This window comes from Allobosea sp. (genome assembly GCF_030694325.1).
In the GTDB taxonomy this organism is placed as follows: domain Bacteria; phylum Pseudomonadota; class Alphaproteobacteria; order Rhizobiales; family Beijerinckiaceae; genus Allobosea.
Genome location: NZ_JAUXYO010000356.1, coordinates 1 through 19,288 on the forward strand (window position 1 = coordinate 1; position 19,288 = coordinate 19,288).

A 19,288-nucleotide genomic window follows, 5' to 3' on the forward strand; every position below is an offset into this window, starting at 1 on the left:
ATCGAGCTGATCGAAGCCCGGGGCGCTGAGGCCGCCTATCACGACCCACACATCCCGGCCATCCGCAAGAGCCGCCGGCACGGCGCGCTCGCCGCCCGCCCGAGCACGCCGCTGACGGCAGACGCCATCGCCGGCTTCGACGCGGTCCTGATCGCCACCGACCATGACGACGTCGACTACGCGCTGGTCGCCGCCCATGCCAAGCTCGTCGTCGACACGCGCAACGCCTGCGCCCGCCACGGGTTGACGGGTGACACCATCTTCAAGGCCTGAGACCGGAATGACGCAGACCGAACCGACCTACGACCTTGCCGTCATCGGCGGCGGCATCAATGGCTGCGGCATCGCCCGCGACGCGGCGGGGCGCGGCGCCTCCGTCGTCCTCTTCGAGAAGGACGACCTCGCCAGCGCGACCTCCTCCGCCTCGACCAAGCTGATCCATGGCGGCCTGCGCTATCTCGAGCATTACGAGTTCCGGCTCGTGCGCGAGGCGCTGATGGAGCGCGAGCGGCTCTGGGCCATCGCCCCTCACATCATCTGGCCGCTGCGCTTCGTCTTGCCGCATCACAAGGGCCTGCGCCCGGCCTGGCTGCTGAGGCTCGGCCTGTTCCTTTACGACCATATCGGCGGCCGCAAGAAGCTGCCGGCCACCCGCACGCTCGACCTTTCGCAGGATGCCGCCGGCCGGCCCCTCAAGGACAATGGCGCCACTGCCTTCGAGTACTCCGATTGCTGGGTCGAGGATTCGCGCCTCGTCGTGCTCAACGCGATGGACGCCGCGGCGAAGGGCGCCACGATCCACACCCGCGCCCGCGTCGTCTCGGCCGATCGCGAGGGCGGGTTCTGGCGCATCACCGCGGAGACGAACGGCATTCGCAACAGCGTCCTGGCGAAGGCGCTGGTCAATGCGGCCGGCCCCTGGGTCGGCGAGGTCCTCGGCGGCGTCGTCCGCTCCAACACCAAGGCCGCCGTCCGCATGGTCCAGGGCAGCCATATCGTCGTGCCCAGGCTCTACGAGCATAACCGCTGCTACATCTTCCAGAATGCCGATGGCCGCATCATCTTCGCCATCCCCTATGAGCGCGACTTCACCCTGATCGGCACGACCGACCGCGACTATCGCGGCAATCCATCCGAGGCGAAGGCGACGCCGGAGGAGATCGACTATCTCTGCGCGGCGGCGAGCGAGTATTTCCGCGCGCCGGTGACGCCGGCCTCCGTGGTCTGGACCTATTCCGGCGTGCGCCCGCTTTATGACGACGGCGCCAGCAAGGCGCAGGAGGCGACGCGCGACTACGTGCTGACGCTCGACGCGCCGCAGGGCCAGGCGCCGCTGCTCTCGGTCTTCGGCGGCAAGATCACAACCTATCGCCGCCTCGCCGAATCCGCGTTGGAGAAGTTCGGCCCCCACGCCGCCTGGGCGGCGCGTCCGAGCTGGACCGTCACCGGCACGCTGCCGGGCGGCGATTTCCCGGTCGAGGGCTATGAGGCGCAGGTCGATGCGCTCGCAGCCGCCCACCCCTGGCTCGCGCGGGCGACCATCGCGCGGCTGGTGCGGGCCTATGGCACCAGGGCAGGCGAGATCCTGCAGGGCGCTGGCCACGAGGCCGATCTCGGCCGCCATTTCGGCGCCGACCTCTATGAGCGCGAGGTCCGCTATCTCATCCGTGCGGAATGGGCGAAGCGGGCCGCCGACGTGCTCTGGCGCCGCAGCAAGCTGGGCCTGCGCCTTTCTGCAGCCGAGCAGGAGGCGCTGGAGGCCTTCATGGCCGAGGCGGCCGTCGCCTGAGCGGTTGCAGCAGAACCAACCCGTCATCCTGGCCAAGCGGCGAAGCCGCGCAGGCCGGGATCCATCATAGGGCGCCGTCCTACCCGACGATGGATCCCGGTCGACCTTCGGTCGCCCAGGATGACGGCAGAGAGTCAACGTCAAGCATGGCAGCCTTCACCGCACACCCGGCGGCAGCGAGGGCTGCGACAGGCGGGTGCCCACTTCGATGAACTTCAGCGGGTTGGTGGCCTCGCCCGCCAATCGCGTCTCGTAATGAAGATGGGGGCCGGTCGAGCGGCCGGTCGAGCCGAGGCGGCCGATGATCGCCCCGGGCGGGACGATCTGGTCCGGCTTGACGTCGAAGGCGCTCAGATGCGCGTAGCGGGTGGTGAGCCCGTTGCCGTGGTCGAGCTCGACCAGGTTGCCATAGCCGCCCGCGACCTCTGCCCGCAGCACCTTGCCGGCGCCCGCGGCGCGGATCGGCGTGCCGGTCTCGCCGCGGAAATCCATGCCGGAATGCATCGCCGCCGCGCCGGTGAAGGGGTCGGTGCGCATGCCGAAATTGCTGGTCGTGCTGTCGTCGCCCTCGAGCGGTCGGCGCAGCGGCACGATATGCGCCAACTCGCGCCAGCGCCCAAAATTCGCCTGCGCCTCGCCCAGCTGCAGCACGCGATGCTCGAAGCTGCCGGGCCGCATCGTCACCGAAAGCGGGATCAGCGGCCCGCCCATCGCCTGCCGCGCCGGGGGCAGCCTGACCTTGCCGACATCGAGTCCGAGATCGGCGAGCGCCGCCCTCACCTCCTGAACGCGACCCGCCAGACGCAGGCCCAGGGCCGAGACCTGCTGGCCCTGCGCCTGGTCGATCCGGTCGAGCGATTGCTGCAGCAGCGCAACCCGCTCGGAGAGCGGCATCGCCTCCTCGGCCCGCAGCGCGACCGCCGCCAGGCGCTTCTGCGGAGCGACCACGGCCGGGTTGATGCGCTCGAGGATGTTGCCCTGGAACGGATCGACGGCCGCGAGCCCGCCCGGGCCACCCGGCGCCTGTGCCCCGCTGTTGGGCAGGACAGGCGCGACCGCCTGGCCCGTCAGCGTGCCCAGCAGGTTCTGGCGGGCCTCGAGCTCGATCTGCCGCGCGATCAGATCGGCGAGCTGGTCGTCCGCTCCGCCCTCGCGCGGCGCCGCGCCCGGCGCGCGCTGGGTCGCGATGGAACTCACGAGGCGGCGCGTCAGGACCCGCATGCGCTCGTCATAGCTCGCCTGCAGCACCTGCTGCTCCTGCTGCAGCGCGGCAACGACAGCCTTCTCTCGATACAGCAGCCAGGTCGCGACGCCGGCCCAGCCGGTCCCGCCGAGCGCGAGCAGCAGGACCATGATCCGACCGAAGCGCCCGACACGCGAGGGACGACGCCGCAGACCCGGGCGCGGCGGTTCGACCGGCCGCTCGCCGCCGCCCTCCGCGCCCGACCGGCTCTTCAGCCGCGCTGGTTGCAACATCCGCCGCCCTCTCCGTGCCGCTCCCGCATTGGTGAGAACGATAGCGCATTTTCGACGGCCGGGAGGGTCCGTCATACGGAGGATGCGGCGCGCGCCATCAGCGCCCTCAGAACCCGCAGATCTCGACCAGGCGCTGCTGCGTCCGCGGGCCGGGAATGCCGTCGACCTTCAACGGCGGATAGCTCGTCTGGAACAGCCTGACGGCCTTCGTCGTCTTGGGACCCTTGATGCCGTCGACCGGCCCGGCTCCGAAGCCCAGCGCATTGAGCCTGAACTGCACGCCCGTCAGCCAGTCCGGCCGTGGCGCGGTCTTCTCGCCCGCCGTGATCACCATCTCCGGCAGGCGGATGACGGTCTTGCCCTGCTTGCGCTGCTTGAAGGCCTCGAAGCTGCCCTTCACCACCTCGGGCGGGGCCGGATCGGCCTTGGTCGGGACCGACGTCGCGGCGACGACGACGGGAGCGGCGAAATCGACACCGTCCGCCGTCTCGATCGCCGTCATCCCCGCGATCAGCATGGCCGCGCCCTGCAGCAGGACGATGCCTTCCTCCATCAGGCCGGTGAAGGCCATGGCGTCGACCGCCCCCACCGCCTGCTTGGGCATCAAGCCGATGCCGCTTTTCTCCAGCATGCCCCAGCGCGACACCAGCTGTTCGAGCGTGGGGAAGTACTTCCCGCCATAATCGGCGAAGCGGACCATCCCCATGGCATCGCGCACGGCGATGACGCTGTGGTTGATCTCCCTGAGCGCGCCCGACGGCGTCTTCACCACGCAGCGGATGGCGAAGACGATGACGCCGTCCTCGCTCCGGGCGAGCTGGACGATGTCCTTGACCGTCCGCGCCTGGTTCAGCCGCGTGACCTTGACGCCCTGGGACACCAGGAAATCCAGCGCCTGCTGGACATGGGCGCCGAGTTGGGTGCGGCCGGCCGCATTGTTCGACAGGGAACTCAGCGGCTTGCCGACCGCCGCCGCCATGTCCTTCACCGTGATGAAGTAGTTGCGGCCGCGCGCGATCGACATGGCGTTGTTGATCGCCTGGAAGGTGCAGGGGCCGGTCACGCCCTTGACCTGCACGGCGAGCCTGATCCGCTGCAGATGAACCAGCCGCGACAGCACTCCGCCCGCCCGTCCCAGCGGGCCGAGGATGGCGAGCAGGCGCAGCGCATCCTTGCCGACGCCCGCGAGCCCGCCCTCGGCGATGCCCTCGCCGAAGCGCAGCACATCGACGAAGCCGGCGCCCAGATCCATCGAGGTCTGCACGCCGGTCGCGAGCGTCACCGCCCACCACTGCGGATTGTCCTCGACCCATTCACCGAGGATCTTCTCGGTCTCGAGCTTCTGCTTGTCCCACCAGTCGGCGTAGTCGGAAAAGGCCATTCGCTTCGTCTCTCGCGGTCACTTCACCGCCCTTGGTCGGTGCGGACCGCGGATCGGTTCACGACACGGCGTAGGCGAAGGCCCCATTCTCGACCGAAACCTTCGCTTCCGTCAGCGGCTTCTTCTCCAGCTGCAGGCCGAGGATGGCGCGCGAGAGCGCCGGCAGCATCGAGTTCGTGACGATGTTGTCGATCATGCGGCCGCCGGAATCGGGATCGTTGCACTGCGCGACGATGTGCGCGACGACCGCGTCGTCATAGACGAAGGCGGCGCCGTGGTTCTCCGCGATGCGCTTGCCGATGCGGCCGAGCTGCAGCCGCACGATGCCGCCCAGCATCTCGGGCGACAGCGGGTAGTAGGGGATCGTCACCAGGCGCCCGATCAGGGCCGGCGGGAACACCCTGAGCAGCGCCGGTCGCAGCGCCAGCGCGATCGCCTCGGGATCGGCGCGCTGCGCCGGGTCGGAGGCCATCCCCATGATCTCGTCGGTGCCGACATTCGAGGTCAGGATGATCAGCGTGTTCTTGAAGTCGATGCGCCGGCCGGTGCCGTCCTCCATCACGCCCTTGTCGAAGACCTGGAAGAACAGCTCGTGGACATCCGGATGCGCCTTCTCGATCTCGTCGAGCAGGACAACCGAATAGGGCTTGCGCCGCACCGCCTCCGTCAGGCGTCCGCCCTCGCCATAGCCGACATAGCCGGGAGGCGCGCCCTTCAGCGTCGAGACGGTGTGCGCTTCCTGGAATTCGCTCATGTTGATGGTGATGACGTTCTGCTCGCCGCCATAGAGCTGCTCGGCCAGCGCCAGTGCCGTCTCGGTCTTGCCGACGCCCGACGGGCCGCAGAGCATGAAGACGCCGATCGGCTTGTTGGGATTGTCGAGCTTGGCGCGGTTGGTCTCGATGCGCCGGGCGATCATCGCCAGCCCGTGATCCTGGCCGACCACGCGCTTGTTCAGCGTCTCCGCCAGCTTCAGCACCGTCTCGATCTCGTCGGCGACCATGCGGCCAACCGGGATGCCGGTCCAGTCGGAGACGACCGAGGCGACGGACTGCTCGTCGACATGAGCGTAGATCATGCGCTGCGCCGGGTCGATCTCGGACAGCGCCGCGAACTTCGCCGTCAGCGCCTCGCGCGCCGCCACCGGGTCCGGTGCCGTGTCCGGAGCCGGCTCGGCGGCGGGCGGTGCCTCCACGCCGGCCTCCTCGGACGCGACCTGCTGGGCGACCTCGACCTTCGGATCGGCGACCTCGGCCGGCGCCTCTGCGAGCTTCGCCCGCAGCGCCTTGATCTCCTCGACGATGGCGAGCTCGCTCGCCCAGGCGGCCTCGAGCGCGGCGAGCTTCTCCTGGCCTTCGGCGGTCTCCGTCTCGATCTCGGCCAGCCGCTTGGCGGTGTCGCCGCCGAGATCCTGGTCGGCCGTCAGCGCGGCCTTCTCTTGCGCCAGCGCCGCGATGCCGACACGCGCATCCTCGATCGCGGCCGGCGTCGCGCTCTGGCTGATCGCGACGCGGGCACAAGCCGTGTCGAGCAGGCTGACCGCCTTGTCGGGCAGTTGCCGCGCCGGGATGTAGCGATGCGACAGCGTCACCGCGGCGACGATCGCGGCGTCCGAGATGCGGACCTTGTGGTGCTTCTCCATCGGGCCGATCAGCCCGCGCAGCATGGTGCAGCAGCGCGCCACATCGGGCTCATCGACATTGACCGGCTGGAAGCGCCGGGTCAGCGCCGGGTCCTTCTCGAAATACTGCCGGTATTCCGACCAGGTCGTGGCGGCGATGGTCCGCAGCGTTCCGCGCGCCAGTGCGGGCTTCAGCAGATTGGCGGCATCGCCCGTGCCGGCCGCCCCGCCCGCACCGATCAGCGTATGCGCCTCGTCGATGAACAGGATCACCGGCGTCGGCGAGGACTGCACCTCGTCGATCACCGAGCGCAGGCGCTGCTCGAACTCGCCCTTCATCGAGGCGCCGGCCTGCATCAGGCCGATGTCGAGCGCGCAGACACGCACGCCCTTGAGCGGCGGCGGCACGTCGCCGGCGGCGACTCGCTGGGCGAAGCCCTCGGCGATCGCGGTCTTGCCGACGCCGGCCTCGCCGGTGAGGATCGGGTTGTTCTGGCGCCGCCGCATCAGCACGTCGATGACCTGGCGGATCTCGTCGTCGCGGCCGAGGATCGGGTCCATCGTGCCCGTGCGCGCCTTGGCCGTAAGGTCCTGTGAGAAGCGGTCGAGCGCAGTGGTCCCCTTGGCGCCCTCGGCCTGCTCGGCGCCGGGCGTCCCTGCCGCACGCAGCCCCGAGCCGTCCATCGGCCGCAGGTTCTCCTCCTCCGAGGCCTCCCAGATCTTGGCATGGGCGGCAGCGAGTTCGTCGACCGGAATCTTGCCGAATTCCTTCGAGATGCCGGTCAGGACGCGGCGCAGATCGTTCGACTTCAGGATCGCCATCAGCACATGGCCGGTGCGGATCTGCGTCTCCCCGAAGAACAGCGTGGCGTAGTGCCAGCCGCGGTCGAGCCCGTCGACGATGCTGTTGGCGACGCCGGGCATTTCCGTCTCGTTCTTGCGGAACCCCTCGATGACCCCGCCGATATCGGCGGCGAGCCTGCCCATGTCGAGGCGGTAATGCTGCGCCGTCAGACCGATATCGGTCGCGGGCCGCAGCAGGATCTGCGCCAGCCAGTGCGCCAGCTCGACATTGCGGTTGCCGGCGCCCTTGGCCTGGCGCAGCGCCTGGATGAAGGCCTCATAGCCGACCCGGTTGAGTTTGCCTGTGACGGCTTCGAGACTGATGTCGGCCATGATGGTCTCCTCGGGCGTCAGGATTGTCGTGTGTTTTGGTTGGAACGCGCCCGGCTGCGCTGCTCGCGCAGGCGCTCGGCCGGGTGGAAACGGGCGTCGCGGCGCAGCGCACCGGGCGGGGCATCCCAGTTCGGCGACATCCAGCTCGTCCAGCCGAGCTGGCCGAACTGCCCCAGCCGGGCCGGCTTGACCTGCCCGACCGGCAGCGCCAGCTCGACATCCCATTCGAAGGTCTCGCCGAGATGGAAGAAGACAGCGTCCGCCAGCTTCTCGCAGCGGTCGCCGCTCGGCAGGAAACGCGAGAACTCATCGAGATCACGGGCCACGATGCAGACGCGGAACTTGTCCTCGACGCTGTAGACGCTGGCGCCGAGCAGCGCGTCGCCGCCCAGCGTGCAGTGACGACTGCCGAGCCGCGTCCGGTCGGCGGGGTCGAAGACCAGACGCATGCCGACGAACTGCTCGATCTCGACCTCGGCCTTGAACAACCCCGCCAGCAGCCCGCGCAGGCGCGAGGCCGACTTCGCCTGGGCGCCGATCAGCCCGGCATGGGCGAGCTTCTCGGCATCGGGCACGCTGTCGCGGTTGAGATAGGGCCCCGAGCCCAGCCCGATCTGGCTGCCGACATACGCCGCGAAACGGTCCCGCTCCGGCCGGTCGTGCTGCGCCACGGGCCGGGAATCCGCCCAGGCCCGGTAGAACAGCTGCAGGAAGCGATGGTTGAAGATGTCGAGGAAACGCGGAAAGGCGTCGTCGCGGGCGAGCTGCCAGTGATAGCTCTCCTCGGTCGTGGCCAGCGGCAGCGCCCCCTGCGGCCCGAGCAGGCCGAGGAACTTGACGAAGAGGCGCAGGCGTCCCTGGCCATCGCGGCCGGCCTCGGCGATGGTCGAGGCTGCAAAATCGAGGAAAGCCTGCTCGCCCAGCGCGACATATTCGTCCCGCCGTGCCGGTACGTCGCCGATGCGGCCGCGATCGGGGAAACTGCGCTCCAGCCGCCGCATCACCGCATAGAAATCGAAGCGCCAGGGCTCGTCCTGGAGCCGCTCCGCATAGCTCGGCTCGCGCTGCAGGGGGGCGCTGTCGGTCACAGGATCCGCCTCGATCCGGCGCGCGGCGGCCAGCGCATCACCTCGCCGCGCTCGACGGTGCGGATCACCGTCTGGGTGAAATGATTCATGGCCGCATATTCCGCGAAGAAGCGGTCGAGCACCGCCCCGAGCAGGAAGACGCCCGAGCCTTCGAAGGCCTTCTCGTCGAGCACGACGGTGATCTCGAGCCCCCGCGCCGCGCCCGTGCCGGCCCGCTGCGGGAAGCGCCGCACGACCGGGCGGCTGTCGACGCTCTTGATGCCGCGGATGCGCCGCTCGGTCGCGCTGTCGGCGAGGTCGGCGAAGAGCGAGAGCAGCTCGCGCAGCGCCTCCGCATTCTCGCCGGCCCCGCGCTGGACGAGGCCGAGATGGTTGAGGCTGAGCAGGTTGATCAGCCGCCAGGTGACGACGCCCGTGCTCGCCGTCTCGGACCGAAGCCGGAGCTGCGAAACGATCGGCTCGCGCGGCGGCGTCGGCCCCGACAGGCAGGCGACGTCGAGCGCGACATTGTCGATCAGCCGGAAATCGGCGCCGCCCTCGCCGGTGGGCAGATGCTCCGGCAGATGCCGGTTCGAGCAGAGCGCCCGCACGCTGAGCTCCGCCACCGAGGCCGTGTCGGTCACGCCCGCCGGCTCGACCAGCGAGATGAACATGTCCGTGCCGGTATAGTCCGATGCCCGGCCGAGACGGCGCTCGGCGGCGGAGCGGCGTCGCGGCAGGCGGCGCTGCGTGTAGAGCAGCCCATGCGTCGGCGAGGCGCCCTCCGGCGAGGAGTAGAGCGGATGCACCGGCTGCTTCTCCCGCCCGCCGACATAATGGGCGTGGACGGAGAGGATGCTGTGCGGCTCGTAGTCGAGCTGCCGGCTGCGATCGGGCACGACATGGAATTCATGCTGGTTGGTCCTGACCGGCATGCGGTCGAGCGTCTTTTCGAACAGGTTGATTGCCGGCGCGGCATAAAGCGCGAACATCGGCTTCTGCACGGCCGCGGCCAGCCGGATGTTCACCTCGTCGAACACAAAGATCACGTCGACGGCCTTCGCCGTCAGCTTCGGCATGATCCGCGCCAGCCCGTCGAGCCGGAAACCGAGGAACTTGCGCGGGAACCAGAACATCTCGCGCAGCAGGTCGAAGCCGCGGAAGACCCGCGTGTCGCCGGGCAGCAGCGCCTCGTCCTCGCCGAAGCCGAGCTGCTCCAGCGAAACGCCGTCGGCCGGCGTGATCACCGGATCGCCGAATTCGTCGAGATGGCGGAAATAGATGCCGACGCAATCGGAGAAGAGCTGCTCGTAAAGGGCCACCGCATCGGCCTCGGCCCCGAGCAGATGGACGGTCAGGTCCTTGCAGCGGCAGCCGGAGAACCAGCTCGTCGGCATCTTCAGCGCCTGCGCCGGCGTCGGCTCCTGCTCGGGATCGCTCATCGTCCGGTGGACCAGCGAGAGACGCAGGCCCGACAGCGCGCGACGGTCGGTCGAGAGCCCCAGCGCCTGCAGCGGCCCCGGCGCGGGAATGTACTCGGCCGCCGCGATGTCGAAGGGCCAGAGGGTGACCTCCGCCCCGAGCCTGTAGCGGCAGGCGACGCGGCGCTCGCGCTCGAGATAGGTCGCGTCGAGATAGGCTCCGCGCGGGATCGTCATCCCCTCGCGCAGGCCCGGATCCGAGAAGGGCGGACGGATGCCGGCGAGCAGCGCCGAGGGCGTCGGCGCCAGATAGTTCGGCAGCAGTTGCTCGATCAGGTTGTTGGTGAATTCGGGGAACTCGTGCTTGAGCTTGAGCTGGACCCGCGCCGCGAGGAAGGCCGCCCCCTCCAGCAGCCCGCCGACCATCGGGTCCATCCGGTCGCCGGCCAGCCCGCCCAACCTTTCGGCAATGCCGGGATACTCTTCGGCAAACTCCTTCGAGTGCTCCATGAAGAGGCGGAGCTCTTGATTGTAGAGATCGAGAAACTCCTGATGCATCGCGCCTAGCGGCTCCTGATCGCCATCTTGCCGGTGTCGAGTTCGAGATCCGCGACGAACTCGACGGGCACGTTGAGCGGCTCGCAATTGAGATCGGCCCGGACGACGAAGCGGACCTTGAGCTCGGCGCTGTCGAGAGACTGATCGCGCTCGACCGCGATCGTGTCGCGGATCAGCCGCGGCTCATAGCCGAGCAGCGCCGCCACCATGTCCTGCGCGATCAGATCGACCCGATGCTCGTCGATGGAACGGCTCGTCAGGTCGGGGAAGCCATGGTTCAGGATCGACTTGCGGACATGCTCATGGCGCGACAGATCGACCGAGGAGCCGAGATTGATCGTGTTGACGAGAGCGTCGAGATCGACCGCGATCTCGCGGCGCAGCTTCGGCTCGGTGATCGCGGCGCGCGGCGCCGCGCGGCGGTTGGCGATGACCCGCTCGCCGCCGGCATCGCGCAGGTCGAGCGCCACCTGCGCGTCCTTTTCCTGGTGCGCCTCGCGGAAGGCGAACATCAGCGGCGGGCGCAGCCGCTTCTTGGAGATCGGACCGTTCATCGTTCCCCGCACAGCATGACTTCCGCTCACCCTGTCGATGCCCTGGACACGCACGATGGCCGTTGCGGAAAGCGTCCGCAACGGCCATCGCGGCACGGCAAGCCGGGCTCCCGGCCCGCCGCCGTCGTCACACGGCGTTCTTCTTCAGGTCCCAGGTCATGGTGACCGGAGCGTCGAGCGAGCCGTCCTTCTTCTGCGGCTTGTATTCGTATTTGACCTTGGCGAAGTTCAGCGAGAACTGATCCGTCGGCACACTGGCGCCGCCGGCCGCGTCGCCGGACTGATAGCTCGACACCAGCAGGTCCTCCAGCGTGATGGTGTAGTATTCCTGCTGCTGCTCGCCCTGCTTGCGGACATGCAGCACCGCCTTCTTGATGTGCTTGCCGTTGGCGCAGGAGAGCGCGAGGTTCGGCGAGGCCTTGCTGACGGAGGCGGTGAAGTGGATGTCCTGGAAGCTGGCCTTGGCGGCGCCGCCGCCGGCGCCGGCCGCATGCGAGCCGGCGTTGCTGACGCCCCAGGAGAACGAGTCGACCTCGATCATGTTCTCGAGCTTCTTGTCCTGGCTTTCGCCCTTGATGCCGTCGATTTCGAGAATGAAGTCGGTAGCCATGGTGATCTCCTCTGGTTGGGAATGGGGGGAAACACGGTCGGAAAACCCGGATACTGGACACAGTTCTCCTGTGCGCCCGGTCGCGAACGACACGGGCGCCTGGGATCTTTCTCGGCTGCCGTCACCGGCTGGTCAGGTGACGGTCAGGTCTTGGGAGCTGGCAATCGCGAGACGAGGCTCAGGCCGATATCCATGCCCTCGAGCTGGAAATGCGGCCGGAGGTAGAACTTGGCCGAGTAGTAGCCGGGGTTCTCCTCGTCCTCGAAGACGTCGATGCGCGCATCGGAGAGCGGGCGCCGCGCCTTCGTCTCTTCGCTGGAATTGACCGGATCGCCGTCGACATAGTCGGTGATCCACTCCTGCAGCCAGCGCCGCAGCGGCTCCTTTTCCTTGTAGGAGCCAACCTTGTCGCGGACCATGCACTTCAGGTAGTGCGCGAACCGCGAGACCGCGAACATGTAGGGCAGCCGTGCCGACAGGTTGTCGGACGCCGTCGCCGCTACCCCGTCGGGGCCCGAGAACGACTTGGGCTTGTACAGCGACTGGGCGCCGATGAAGGCGGCCTTGTCGGTGTTCTTGCGGTGGATCAGCGGGATCAGACCCGACTTCGCCAGTTCCGCCTCGCGCCGGTCGCTGATCGCGATCTCGGTCGGGCATTTCAGGTCGACGCCGCCATCATCGGTCGGGAAGGTGTGGGTCGGCAGGTTGACCACCTCGCCACCGGACTGGACGCCCCGGATGCGCGTGCACCAGCCATATTCCTTGTAGGCCCGGTTGATGTTCACCGCCATTGCATAGGCAGCGTTCATCCAGGCGTACTTGTCGCCCGTGTGCCCGTCGGTCTCCTCCTCGAAGGCGAACTCCTCGACGGGCTCCGACTTGGCACCGTAGGGCACCCGCGACAGCACCCGCGGCAGGCACAGGCCGACATAGCGGGAGTCGGCCGCGTCGCGCAGGCCCTTCCAGGCCGCGTAGTCGGGCGTGTCGAAGACCTTGCTCAGATCGCGCGGGTTCGACAGCTCCGTCCAGGTGTCCATGCCCATCAGCGTCGGGTCCGCCCCGGCGAAGAAGGGGGCGTGGGCGGCTGCCGCCACCTTGGACAAGTCGCGCAGCAGCTGCACGTCCGTCGCCACATGGCTGAAGTGGTAGTCGCCGATCAGGCAACCGAAGGGCTGCCCGCCGAGCTGGCCGAACTCCTGCTCATAGACCTGCTTGAACAGCGGGCTCTGGTCCCAGCGCGCGCCGGGATAGGTCTTCAGGTTCCGATACAGCTCGTTCTTCGAGACGTTCATCACCTTGATCTTGAGCTGCGCGTCGGTCTCCGAGTTGAAGACCAGATAGTTCAGGCCGCGCCAGGCGCTCTCGATCTTCTGGAACTCCGGTGCGTGCAGCACCTCGTTCATCTGCTCGGTCAGCTTGGCGTCGAGCCGCGCGATCATCTCCTCGATCGTGTCGAGCACGTCGTTCTTGATCAGCGTCGAGTCGGCCAATGCCTGGTTGACCAGGGTCGCGATGCCGGCCTCGACCTCGGTCGCGGCGCGTTCGGTCTTCGGCTTGAAGCTCTGCTTCAGGACCGAGGCGAAGTCCTCGACATCGCGCGTCTCGGCGACGGAGCCGGGCTGCTGGGATTGGGTTTCCGCTGCCATTGCCGCCTCGCTCACTTGGTCTCTTCGGCCGGGGTGCCGTCGGAAGGCTTGTCGCCAAGCTTGTCCTTCAGCGCGGCCATCAGCTGCGGATCGGCCAGCAGCGCCTTGATCTGGTCGCTCGCGGCCATCTTGCCGTCCATGAAACGCACCAGATTGGCGAGCTGTTCGCGCGCCTCCAGCAGCTTGGCCATCGCCGGAATCTGCCGGGCGACGGAGGCCGGGTTGAAGTCGTCGAATTTGGAGAACTTCAGCGCGACCGAGAGCTTGTCGCCGCCGTCACCGAGCTTGTTGGGGACCGCGAAGGCGACACCCGGCTCGATCGCAGCCATGCGCTGGTCGAAATTGTCCATGTCGAAGTCGAGGAACTTGCGCTGCGAGATCTCCGGCTTCTCGACGCCGGCCGCATTGCCCGAGAGATCGGCCATCACGCCCATGACGAAGGGCAGCTCGACCTTCTGCTCCGCGTTGTAGGGATCCTCATAAGTGATGTGGACCCGCGGCGGCCTGTTGCGGCGAATGAACTTCTGACCTGAATCTCCGGCCATGTTACCAGCCCCTCTGCAGTTGCGTCACGCCGATGTAACGCGACACCGTAACCGTTCTTGCCTTCTGTCGATATAGTCGCGCGAGCCCCGCGGAGGGTTCAAGCGAATAAAACAGAAAGCGCTAATTCTCCGCCTCAGGCATCGCCGCCACCTCCGGCAGGATGCTGCCGAGCAGAGCCAAGAAGTCCTGCTGCGCCAGAGCGCAGGCCTTGTCCATGAGAAGCGGCGTCGGATGCGACGGCTCGACCTGGCGATAGAAGGCCGCGACCGCCCGCATCCCCGCCACCGCGTCGGCGCGGCTGGCGACATAGAGGGACGGCGGCGCGATCCCGGCCGCTTCCCCACCGTCCTCGCCCTCGCCGGCCGCCTCGGGCCCGGTTTCGTCGAACGTCTCCTCCTCCGAGCTATCGTAGGAGGTCTCTTCGTAACCCTCGTCCTGCGCAGACTCGTCCGGGGCGCCGAGGCGCTCCAGCGGCAGCCGGAACCGGGCCCGGTCGCCGATTTCGAACACCGCCTGGCCGAGATGCTCCGGAAACATGATCTGAATGACCTCGATCAAGGACTTGCCGATCAGTTGCTGCGCCTGGCCGATCAGGAGAACCGCCGGGCTGGAAGGTTCCATGCGGCGAAAGTAGCCGAGGCACGCCCCCAACGTATCCTTCACTTGAAGGATGTTGCCGCAGGCCCCTGGCGCGACAGTGGAACTGCCTGTCGGCGCGGCCGCGCCCGGCGCCAGATCCGCCCCCGGCATCGCTGGGTGGCCGGGGAGGCGCCGGACCACCGCTGCATCGAGGAAGGCGACGATCTGATCGACGAGCGCGGACAGGCGCGGAAAGCTGAGCGCATGATCGGCCCCCACCCTCTCCAGCCAGATCGCACGGATGCCGGCGAGCGCCTCCCTGATCGCGCGGACCCGCGCGAGCGAGGCGGTCAGGTCGTCGATGTCGATATCGCCCAGCGCCGCCTGGATCATGCCCTGGTCGGGATGCTGCTCGCCCTCGACCAGCTTGGTCTCGCCCGTGGCGACGAGCTGGCTGCGGAAGGCGAAGGGCCCGATGCGCCGGCTCACGAACAGCGGCGCATGCTGCAGCGGCAGCACCACCGTCGGCAGCTCGTCGAGGCTCTGCAGCGCGACCTCCCGCATGATGTGGTCGCCGTCGGACGCCCGCGGATGCACTGCATCCCATTGCTGCGCGAGGAGGGTCGCGATGGTCGTTAGGCAGTCCGCGAAGCCCGCCACGTCACGGTTGAGGATGGCGAGCTTGCCGCCCAGCACCAGCAGCCTGAGATCGCGCGAGCGCGCCAGCAGCTTGCTCAGATCGGAAAACGCGGCGGGAAACTCGATGCCGCTGCGGTCGAACGCGACCTGCCGCCCGTCCTCGTCGCGGCGGAAATACTGCGTCGGCAGCGCGACCTCGAGCCGCGCCGTGACGTTCATGAAATCGGGATCGTCCTCGAGGTCCGGCCCGCAGGGATCGTCGTCGGAGATCGCGTTCGCGAACTCAGCGAAATTCAAAGACGCCATCGCCCTCACCGGTTACGCCTGTGGCGGCTCGGCCGCCGGGTGGATCGGAGGAGGAGCCCCTCCGTCCCGCTCATTCCGCCCGCAGCCGGGTCTCGACGCGACGGTTCTCGCCGGCGAAGGGGTCGGCGACCACCGGCTTGGTCTGGCCGAAGCCGCGCGCTTCGAGCTTCGCTGCATCGACCCCGCGGTCGCGCAGATAGCTGACCACCGCCTGGGCCCGCCGCTCCGACAGATCGAGGTTGTAGGACGGCGTCCCGGCGGCGTCGGTGTGGCCCTCGACCACGAAGCGGCTAGCGCCAAGCTGCGGCGTCTTCAGCGCCTTGGCGAACTCGTCGAGATTGAGCCGGGCCTCGGGCTCGAGCACGTCGGAATTGTACTTGAAGCGCACGACCAGATCGAAGGCCGCCGCCGCCGCGGCGGGCTTCACCGCGTGGCCCGCCTTGTTGCAGTCGGCCTCGGTTCCGATGCACAGGCCGCGGGTCGCGCCCAATGCTGGCGTCGCCGGGCTGAAATGCTTGATGATGTCGTCTGCCTTGTAGGTCTGCGCCTGCACGATCGACGCCGGCAGCCCGTAAAGACCGGCGGCGAGGACGGCGATGGCTGTAATCGCGGATTGCTTGCGCATGGTCCACCTCCTGTTTAGCTTCCCGCGGGCGAATGAAGATTGAAGGCGCACACCATGACTCGCGCTATCCGTCCCGTCAATAATTAAATAGCATCTAGAACCGCGAGGTTTCGTTGATGAGCGCCGATCTTCGACAGTTTAAAAGAACTGCGTCGTTTACGACGCCTTTAGGTCAAGATGTCTTGACACTGACACAGTTCGAAGCCTCGGAGGGCCTGAGCGAACTCTTTACTTTTCGGGTCGAGGCCAGCAGCACGACTGAGAATGCCGATCTCCAGAGCATCATCGGCCAGAAGTGTTCGATCACGATGACACTGAAGAACGGCAGCGAGCGGATCTTCAACGGCACGCTCGTCGATGCGCAATGGGTCGGCAAGGAGCAGGATCTGCATCAGTACCGCTTCACGTTGCGGCCCTGGCTGTGGCTGCTGTCCCAGCGGGCCGATTGCCGCATCTTCAAGAACAAGACGGCGATCGAGATCATCAAGCAGATCTTCGCCAAGGAGGAGAGTGCGAGCTTCGAGGACCGCACCAGCGACCGGCTCGCCACGATCGACTACTGCGTGCAGTATCGCGAGACCGACCTCGACTTCGTCCTGCGCCTGATGGAGCAGTACGGAATCTATTATTACTTCAAGCATGTCGACGGCGACCACAAGCTCGTGCTCTCGGATTCGCGCTCCTCGCACGACCCCGTTCATGCCGCCGCCCAGCCGACCTTCGCAGGGGCCGGGACGGCCTATCCGGTGATGCCGCCGACCAGCCGGATGCCGCGCCATATCGAGCATATGACGCATTGGTCGACGATGCGCCGGCTGCGCACCGGCAAGTTCGAGCTGAAGGATTACGACTTCCAGCAATCGGCCTCGGACCTCACCGCCCGCGCCGAGGCCGGCTTCGACAAGGCCAAGGCCTATGAGGCATATGACTACCCGCGCAGCTACATCAAGCGCGACGAGGGCGAGCATTTCGCCCGCGTCAGGGCGCAGGCCGAGCAGGCCCCCGACGACCGGCGCCACGCCGCCGGCGATGCGCCGAGCCTGTTCCCCGGCGCCCTGATGACGCTCTCGGCCCATACCACGGCGACCGAAAACATCGAATACCTCGTCGTGAACTGCCGCCACACCTTCGGCGGCCAGAGCTACCGTTCAGGGGGCGGCGACGAGACCTATTACAGCGGCTCCTACGAGTTTCAGAAGAGCGACCGCCGCTTCCGTGCCCCGCTCCTGACCCCGCGACCCACCGTCCACGGGCCGCACACCGCCAAGGTGGTGGGCGATCGCAACGAGGGCGAGGAGGGCGACATCGACGTCGACGAGTTCGGCCGCATCTTCCTGCGCTTCCATTGGGATCGCGAGGACGGCTCGACCTCCTGCCGCACCCGCGTCGCGCAGATGTGGTCGGGCAAGAGCTGGGGCGGGCAGGTCATCCCGCGCATCGGCCAGGAGGTCGTGGTCGAATTCCTCGAGGGCAATCCCGACCTGCCGCTGGTCACGGGCACGGTCGTCAACGACCAGCACAAGCCGCCCTACAGCCTGCCCGACAACAAGACCCAGTCGGGCCTGAAATCGGAATCGACCGACGGCGCCGGCTTCGCCGACTGCTACAACGAGATCAAATTCGAGGATCGGAAGGGGCAGGAAGTCTTCAGCATGCAGGCCGAGAAGGACCATGAGGTCCTGGTCAAGAACAAGGAGACCCGCGAGATCGGCCCCGATTACAAGGACGGCGGCTATTCCCGCGAGACGACGCTGAAGAACGGCAACGACAAGCTCCATGTCCAGAACGGCAAGCTCGACGTCGAGGCCCTGACCGAAATCAACCTCAAGGTCGGAGAAAGCACGATCAAGATGCTGCCCACCAGCATCGAGATCTCGTCGCCGACCATCACCATCAAGAGCGTGGCCAAGACCGAGGTGCTCAGCGACGCCACGGTCATCGTCAACGGCGCCCTCGTGAAGATCAACTGAGGGTCGATGACGCGTCTGCGCTTCAACACCGCCCGGGAGGTGTTCGAGACCTTCCCCTCCGCCGGCAAGGTCATCGCCACGAAGCCGGCGGCCGAGCACCCGCTCGCGTTTCTGAGGCGCCTCGCCCAGGGGCCCGCCCCGGCCGAGGCCATCGCCTTCTGCGCCTATGTGCTGCCCCGCCGCGAGGCCGTCTGGTGGGCGGCACAGTCGCTGCGAGCGATGCTCCCGCCAGGCACCGCGCCCGATCAGGGGCTCGCGGCGGCCGAGGCCTGGGTTCGCGATCCGCGCGACGAGACGAGGCGCGCCGCGCTCGTTCTCGCCGAAGCCGGCGATCCCGCGCAGCCCGGCACCTGGGCCGCCTTCGCCGCCGCCTATTCCGGCGGCAGCATGGTGGAGGGGCATGCCGTGCCCTGCCCGCCCGACCTCACCGCCAAGATGGCGCGCATCGCCGTGCTCACCGCGCTTGGCCGAAGGATCGGCCGCGATCACCAGGCCGCATTGCGCAACTGCGTCGAAGCATGCATTCGATTGGCCGATGACGACGGCAAGCCGACCTCCTGAACATCGCACCTGCCAGATCGCGGCCGCCTGCGCGCCGCGCCCGGATGTCCCGCCATGCCTCTGACGCTGACCATCGAGAACGAGACCGCCCTGCCCGATGGCGGCCCGCTATCTGTGTCACTCAGCGGCGGACGCGGGCTCGACATCGGCCGCGACCAGCATCTCGACTGGTGCCTGCCTGACCCGACGCGCGCGATCTCGGGCCGCCATTGCGAGGTCCGCTTCCACGACGGCGCCTATTGGCTGCGTGACGTCTCGACCAATGGGACTTATGTCAACGGCGGCCCCCACCGCGTGCAGTCGCCCTACTGTCTGCAGCATGGCGACAGGCTCGAGATCGGCCATTACATCATCGCCGTCGCCATCGACGAGGCTGCCAGAGCCGAGCCGGAGCGCGCCCCGGCACAGGAGAGTACTGCCGATTCGGCTTCGCTCTGGTCGGCCAGCGGCGACGTGGCGCCGCCGATCCCGCGGCGCGACCTGCTGCCGCCGAGCCGGCACCGCCCCGTCCATGACGGCTTCATCGACTGGGCGGCGGACATCCCGACTCCGGCTGCACCTCCCGCTCCTGCTCCGCCGCCGCCAGTCGCATCCCCACCGCCGGGAGACGATTTCGCCTGGGCGCCCTATCAGGAGCCGCCGGCCGCGTCCGAACCGCCGCCAGCCCCGATCCCGACACCGCGGCGCCCCCTCACCGCCGACCTGCCGCCGGGCGACCCCTGGGGCGACGCGCCCGCCCAGCCCACGCCGCCGACCGCACCCC

16 protein-coding genes are annotated in these 19,288 nt (G+C 68.0%); 5 read left to right on the forward strand and 11 right to left on the reverse strand.

Annotation, left to right across the window (positions count from 1 at the left end; translation table 11 throughout):
• On the forward strand, positions 1 to 273 hold a 273-nt coding region (locus tag Q8M82_RS23285; protein ID WP_305693670.1), incomplete at its 5' end, for a UDP binding domain-containing protein.
• Positions 274 to 280: 7 nt separating this feature from the next.
• Positions 281 to 1,789, forward strand: coding sequence for a glycerol-3-phosphate dehydrogenase (glpD, locus tag Q8M82_RS23290; RefSeq protein WP_305693671.1), 1,509 nt, complete (start codon positions 281 to 283; stop codon positions 1,787 to 1,789).
• A gap of 156 nt (positions 1,790 to 1,945) precedes the next feature.
• Here glpD and Q8M82_RS23295 read toward each other — a convergent pair whose 3' ends face one another.
• The 11 genes from Q8M82_RS23295 to Q8M82_RS23345 form a co-directional block, all read right to left on the reverse strand.
• The gene (locus tag Q8M82_RS23295) at positions 1,946 to 3,265 is read right to left on the reverse strand and encodes a M23 family metallopeptidase (RefSeq protein WP_305693672.1); all 1,320 of its coding nucleotides are present in this window, start codon (positions 3,263 to 3,265) and stop codon (positions 1,946 to 1,948) included.
• Between the two features lie 106 nt (positions 3,266 to 3,371).
• Positions 3,372 to 4,646 (reverse strand): peptidoglycan-binding domain-containing protein, encoded by a 1,275-nt coding sequence (locus Q8M82_RS23300; protein WP_305693673.1) that lies wholly within the window; start codon positions 4,644 to 4,646, stop codon positions 3,372 to 3,374.
• 58 nt (positions 4,647 to 4,704) lie between these two features.
• The gene (tssH, locus tag Q8M82_RS23305) at positions 4,705 to 7,443 is read right to left on the reverse strand and encodes a type VI secretion system ATPase TssH (protein ID WP_305693674.1); all 2,739 of its coding nucleotides are present in this window, start codon (positions 7,441 to 7,443) and stop codon (positions 4,705 to 4,707) included.
• A gap of 17 nt (positions 7,444 to 7,460) precedes the next feature.
• Positions 7,461 to 8,531, reverse strand: a complete 1,071-nt coding sequence (tssG, locus tag Q8M82_RS23310) for a type VI secretion system baseplate subunit TssG (protein WP_371126450.1) — start codon at positions 8,529 to 8,531, stop codon at positions 7,461 to 7,463.
• Entirely contained in the window at positions 8,528 to 10,489 is a 1,962-nt protein-coding gene (tssF, locus tag Q8M82_RS23315) for a type VI secretion system baseplate subunit TssF (RefSeq protein ID WP_305693675.1), read from the reverse strand. Before tssF ends, tssG begins: the two co-directional genes overlap by 4 nt.
• 5 nt (positions 10,490 to 10,494) lie before the next feature.
• Entirely contained in the window at positions 10,495 to 11,043 is a 549-nt protein-coding gene (locus Q8M82_RS23320) for a GPW/gp25 family protein (RefSeq protein ID WP_305693676.1), read from the reverse strand.
• Between the two features lie 127 nt (positions 11,044 to 11,170).
• On the reverse strand, positions 11,171 to 11,653 hold the full coding sequence (locus Q8M82_RS23325; protein WP_305693677.1) for an Hcp family type VI secretion system effector: 483 nt from the start codon (positions 11,651 to 11,653) through the stop codon (positions 11,171 to 11,173).
• Positions 11,654 to 11,796: 143 nt separating this feature from the next.
• Entirely contained in the window at positions 11,797 to 13,299 is a 1,503-nt protein-coding gene (tssC, locus tag Q8M82_RS23330) for a type VI secretion system contractile sheath large subunit (protein WP_305693678.1), read from the reverse strand.
• Positions 13,300 to 13,310: 11 nt separating this feature from the next.
• On the reverse strand, positions 13,311 to 13,844 hold the full coding sequence (gene tssB, locus Q8M82_RS23335) for a type VI secretion system contractile sheath small subunit (protein WP_305693679.1): 534 nt from the start codon (positions 13,842 to 13,844) through the stop codon (positions 13,311 to 13,313).
• Positions 13,845 to 13,965: 121 nt separating this feature from the next.
• Positions 13,966 to 15,369: a type VI secretion system protein TssA gene (locus Q8M82_RS23340; protein WP_305693680.1), complete on the reverse strand. Its 1,404-nt coding sequence runs from the start codon at positions 15,367 to 15,369 to the stop codon at positions 13,966 to 13,968.
• Between the two features lie 70 nt (positions 15,370 to 15,439).
• Positions 15,440 to 15,994, reverse strand: coding sequence for an OmpA family protein (locus Q8M82_RS23345; protein ID WP_305693681.1), 555 nt, complete (start codon positions 15,992 to 15,994; stop codon positions 15,440 to 15,442).
• 116 nt (positions 15,995 to 16,110) lie between these two features.
• Here Q8M82_RS23345 and Q8M82_RS23350 point away from each other — a divergent pair, with 116 nt between their 5' ends.
• The 3 genes from Q8M82_RS23350 to Q8M82_RS23360 all read left to right on the forward strand — a co-directional run.
• Positions 16,111 to 17,964 carry a type VI secretion system Vgr family protein gene (locus tag Q8M82_RS23350; protein ID WP_305693682.1) on the forward strand — a complete coding sequence of 618 codons (1,854 nt, stop codon included), beginning with the start codon at positions 16,111 to 16,113 and terminating at the stop codon, positions 17,962 to 17,964.
• Positions 17,965 to 17,970: 6 nt separating this feature from the next.
• The gene (locus tag Q8M82_RS23355) at positions 17,971 to 18,525 is read left to right on the forward strand and encodes a DUF6931 family protein (RefSeq protein ID WP_305693683.1); all 555 of its coding nucleotides are present in this window, start codon (positions 17,971 to 17,973) and stop codon (positions 18,523 to 18,525) included.
• Between the two features lie 54 nt (positions 18,526 to 18,579).
• The coding region (locus tag Q8M82_RS23360) for a type VI secretion system-associated FHA domain protein (protein WP_305693684.1) at positions 18,580 to 19,288 on the forward strand (709 nt) is incomplete at its 3' end.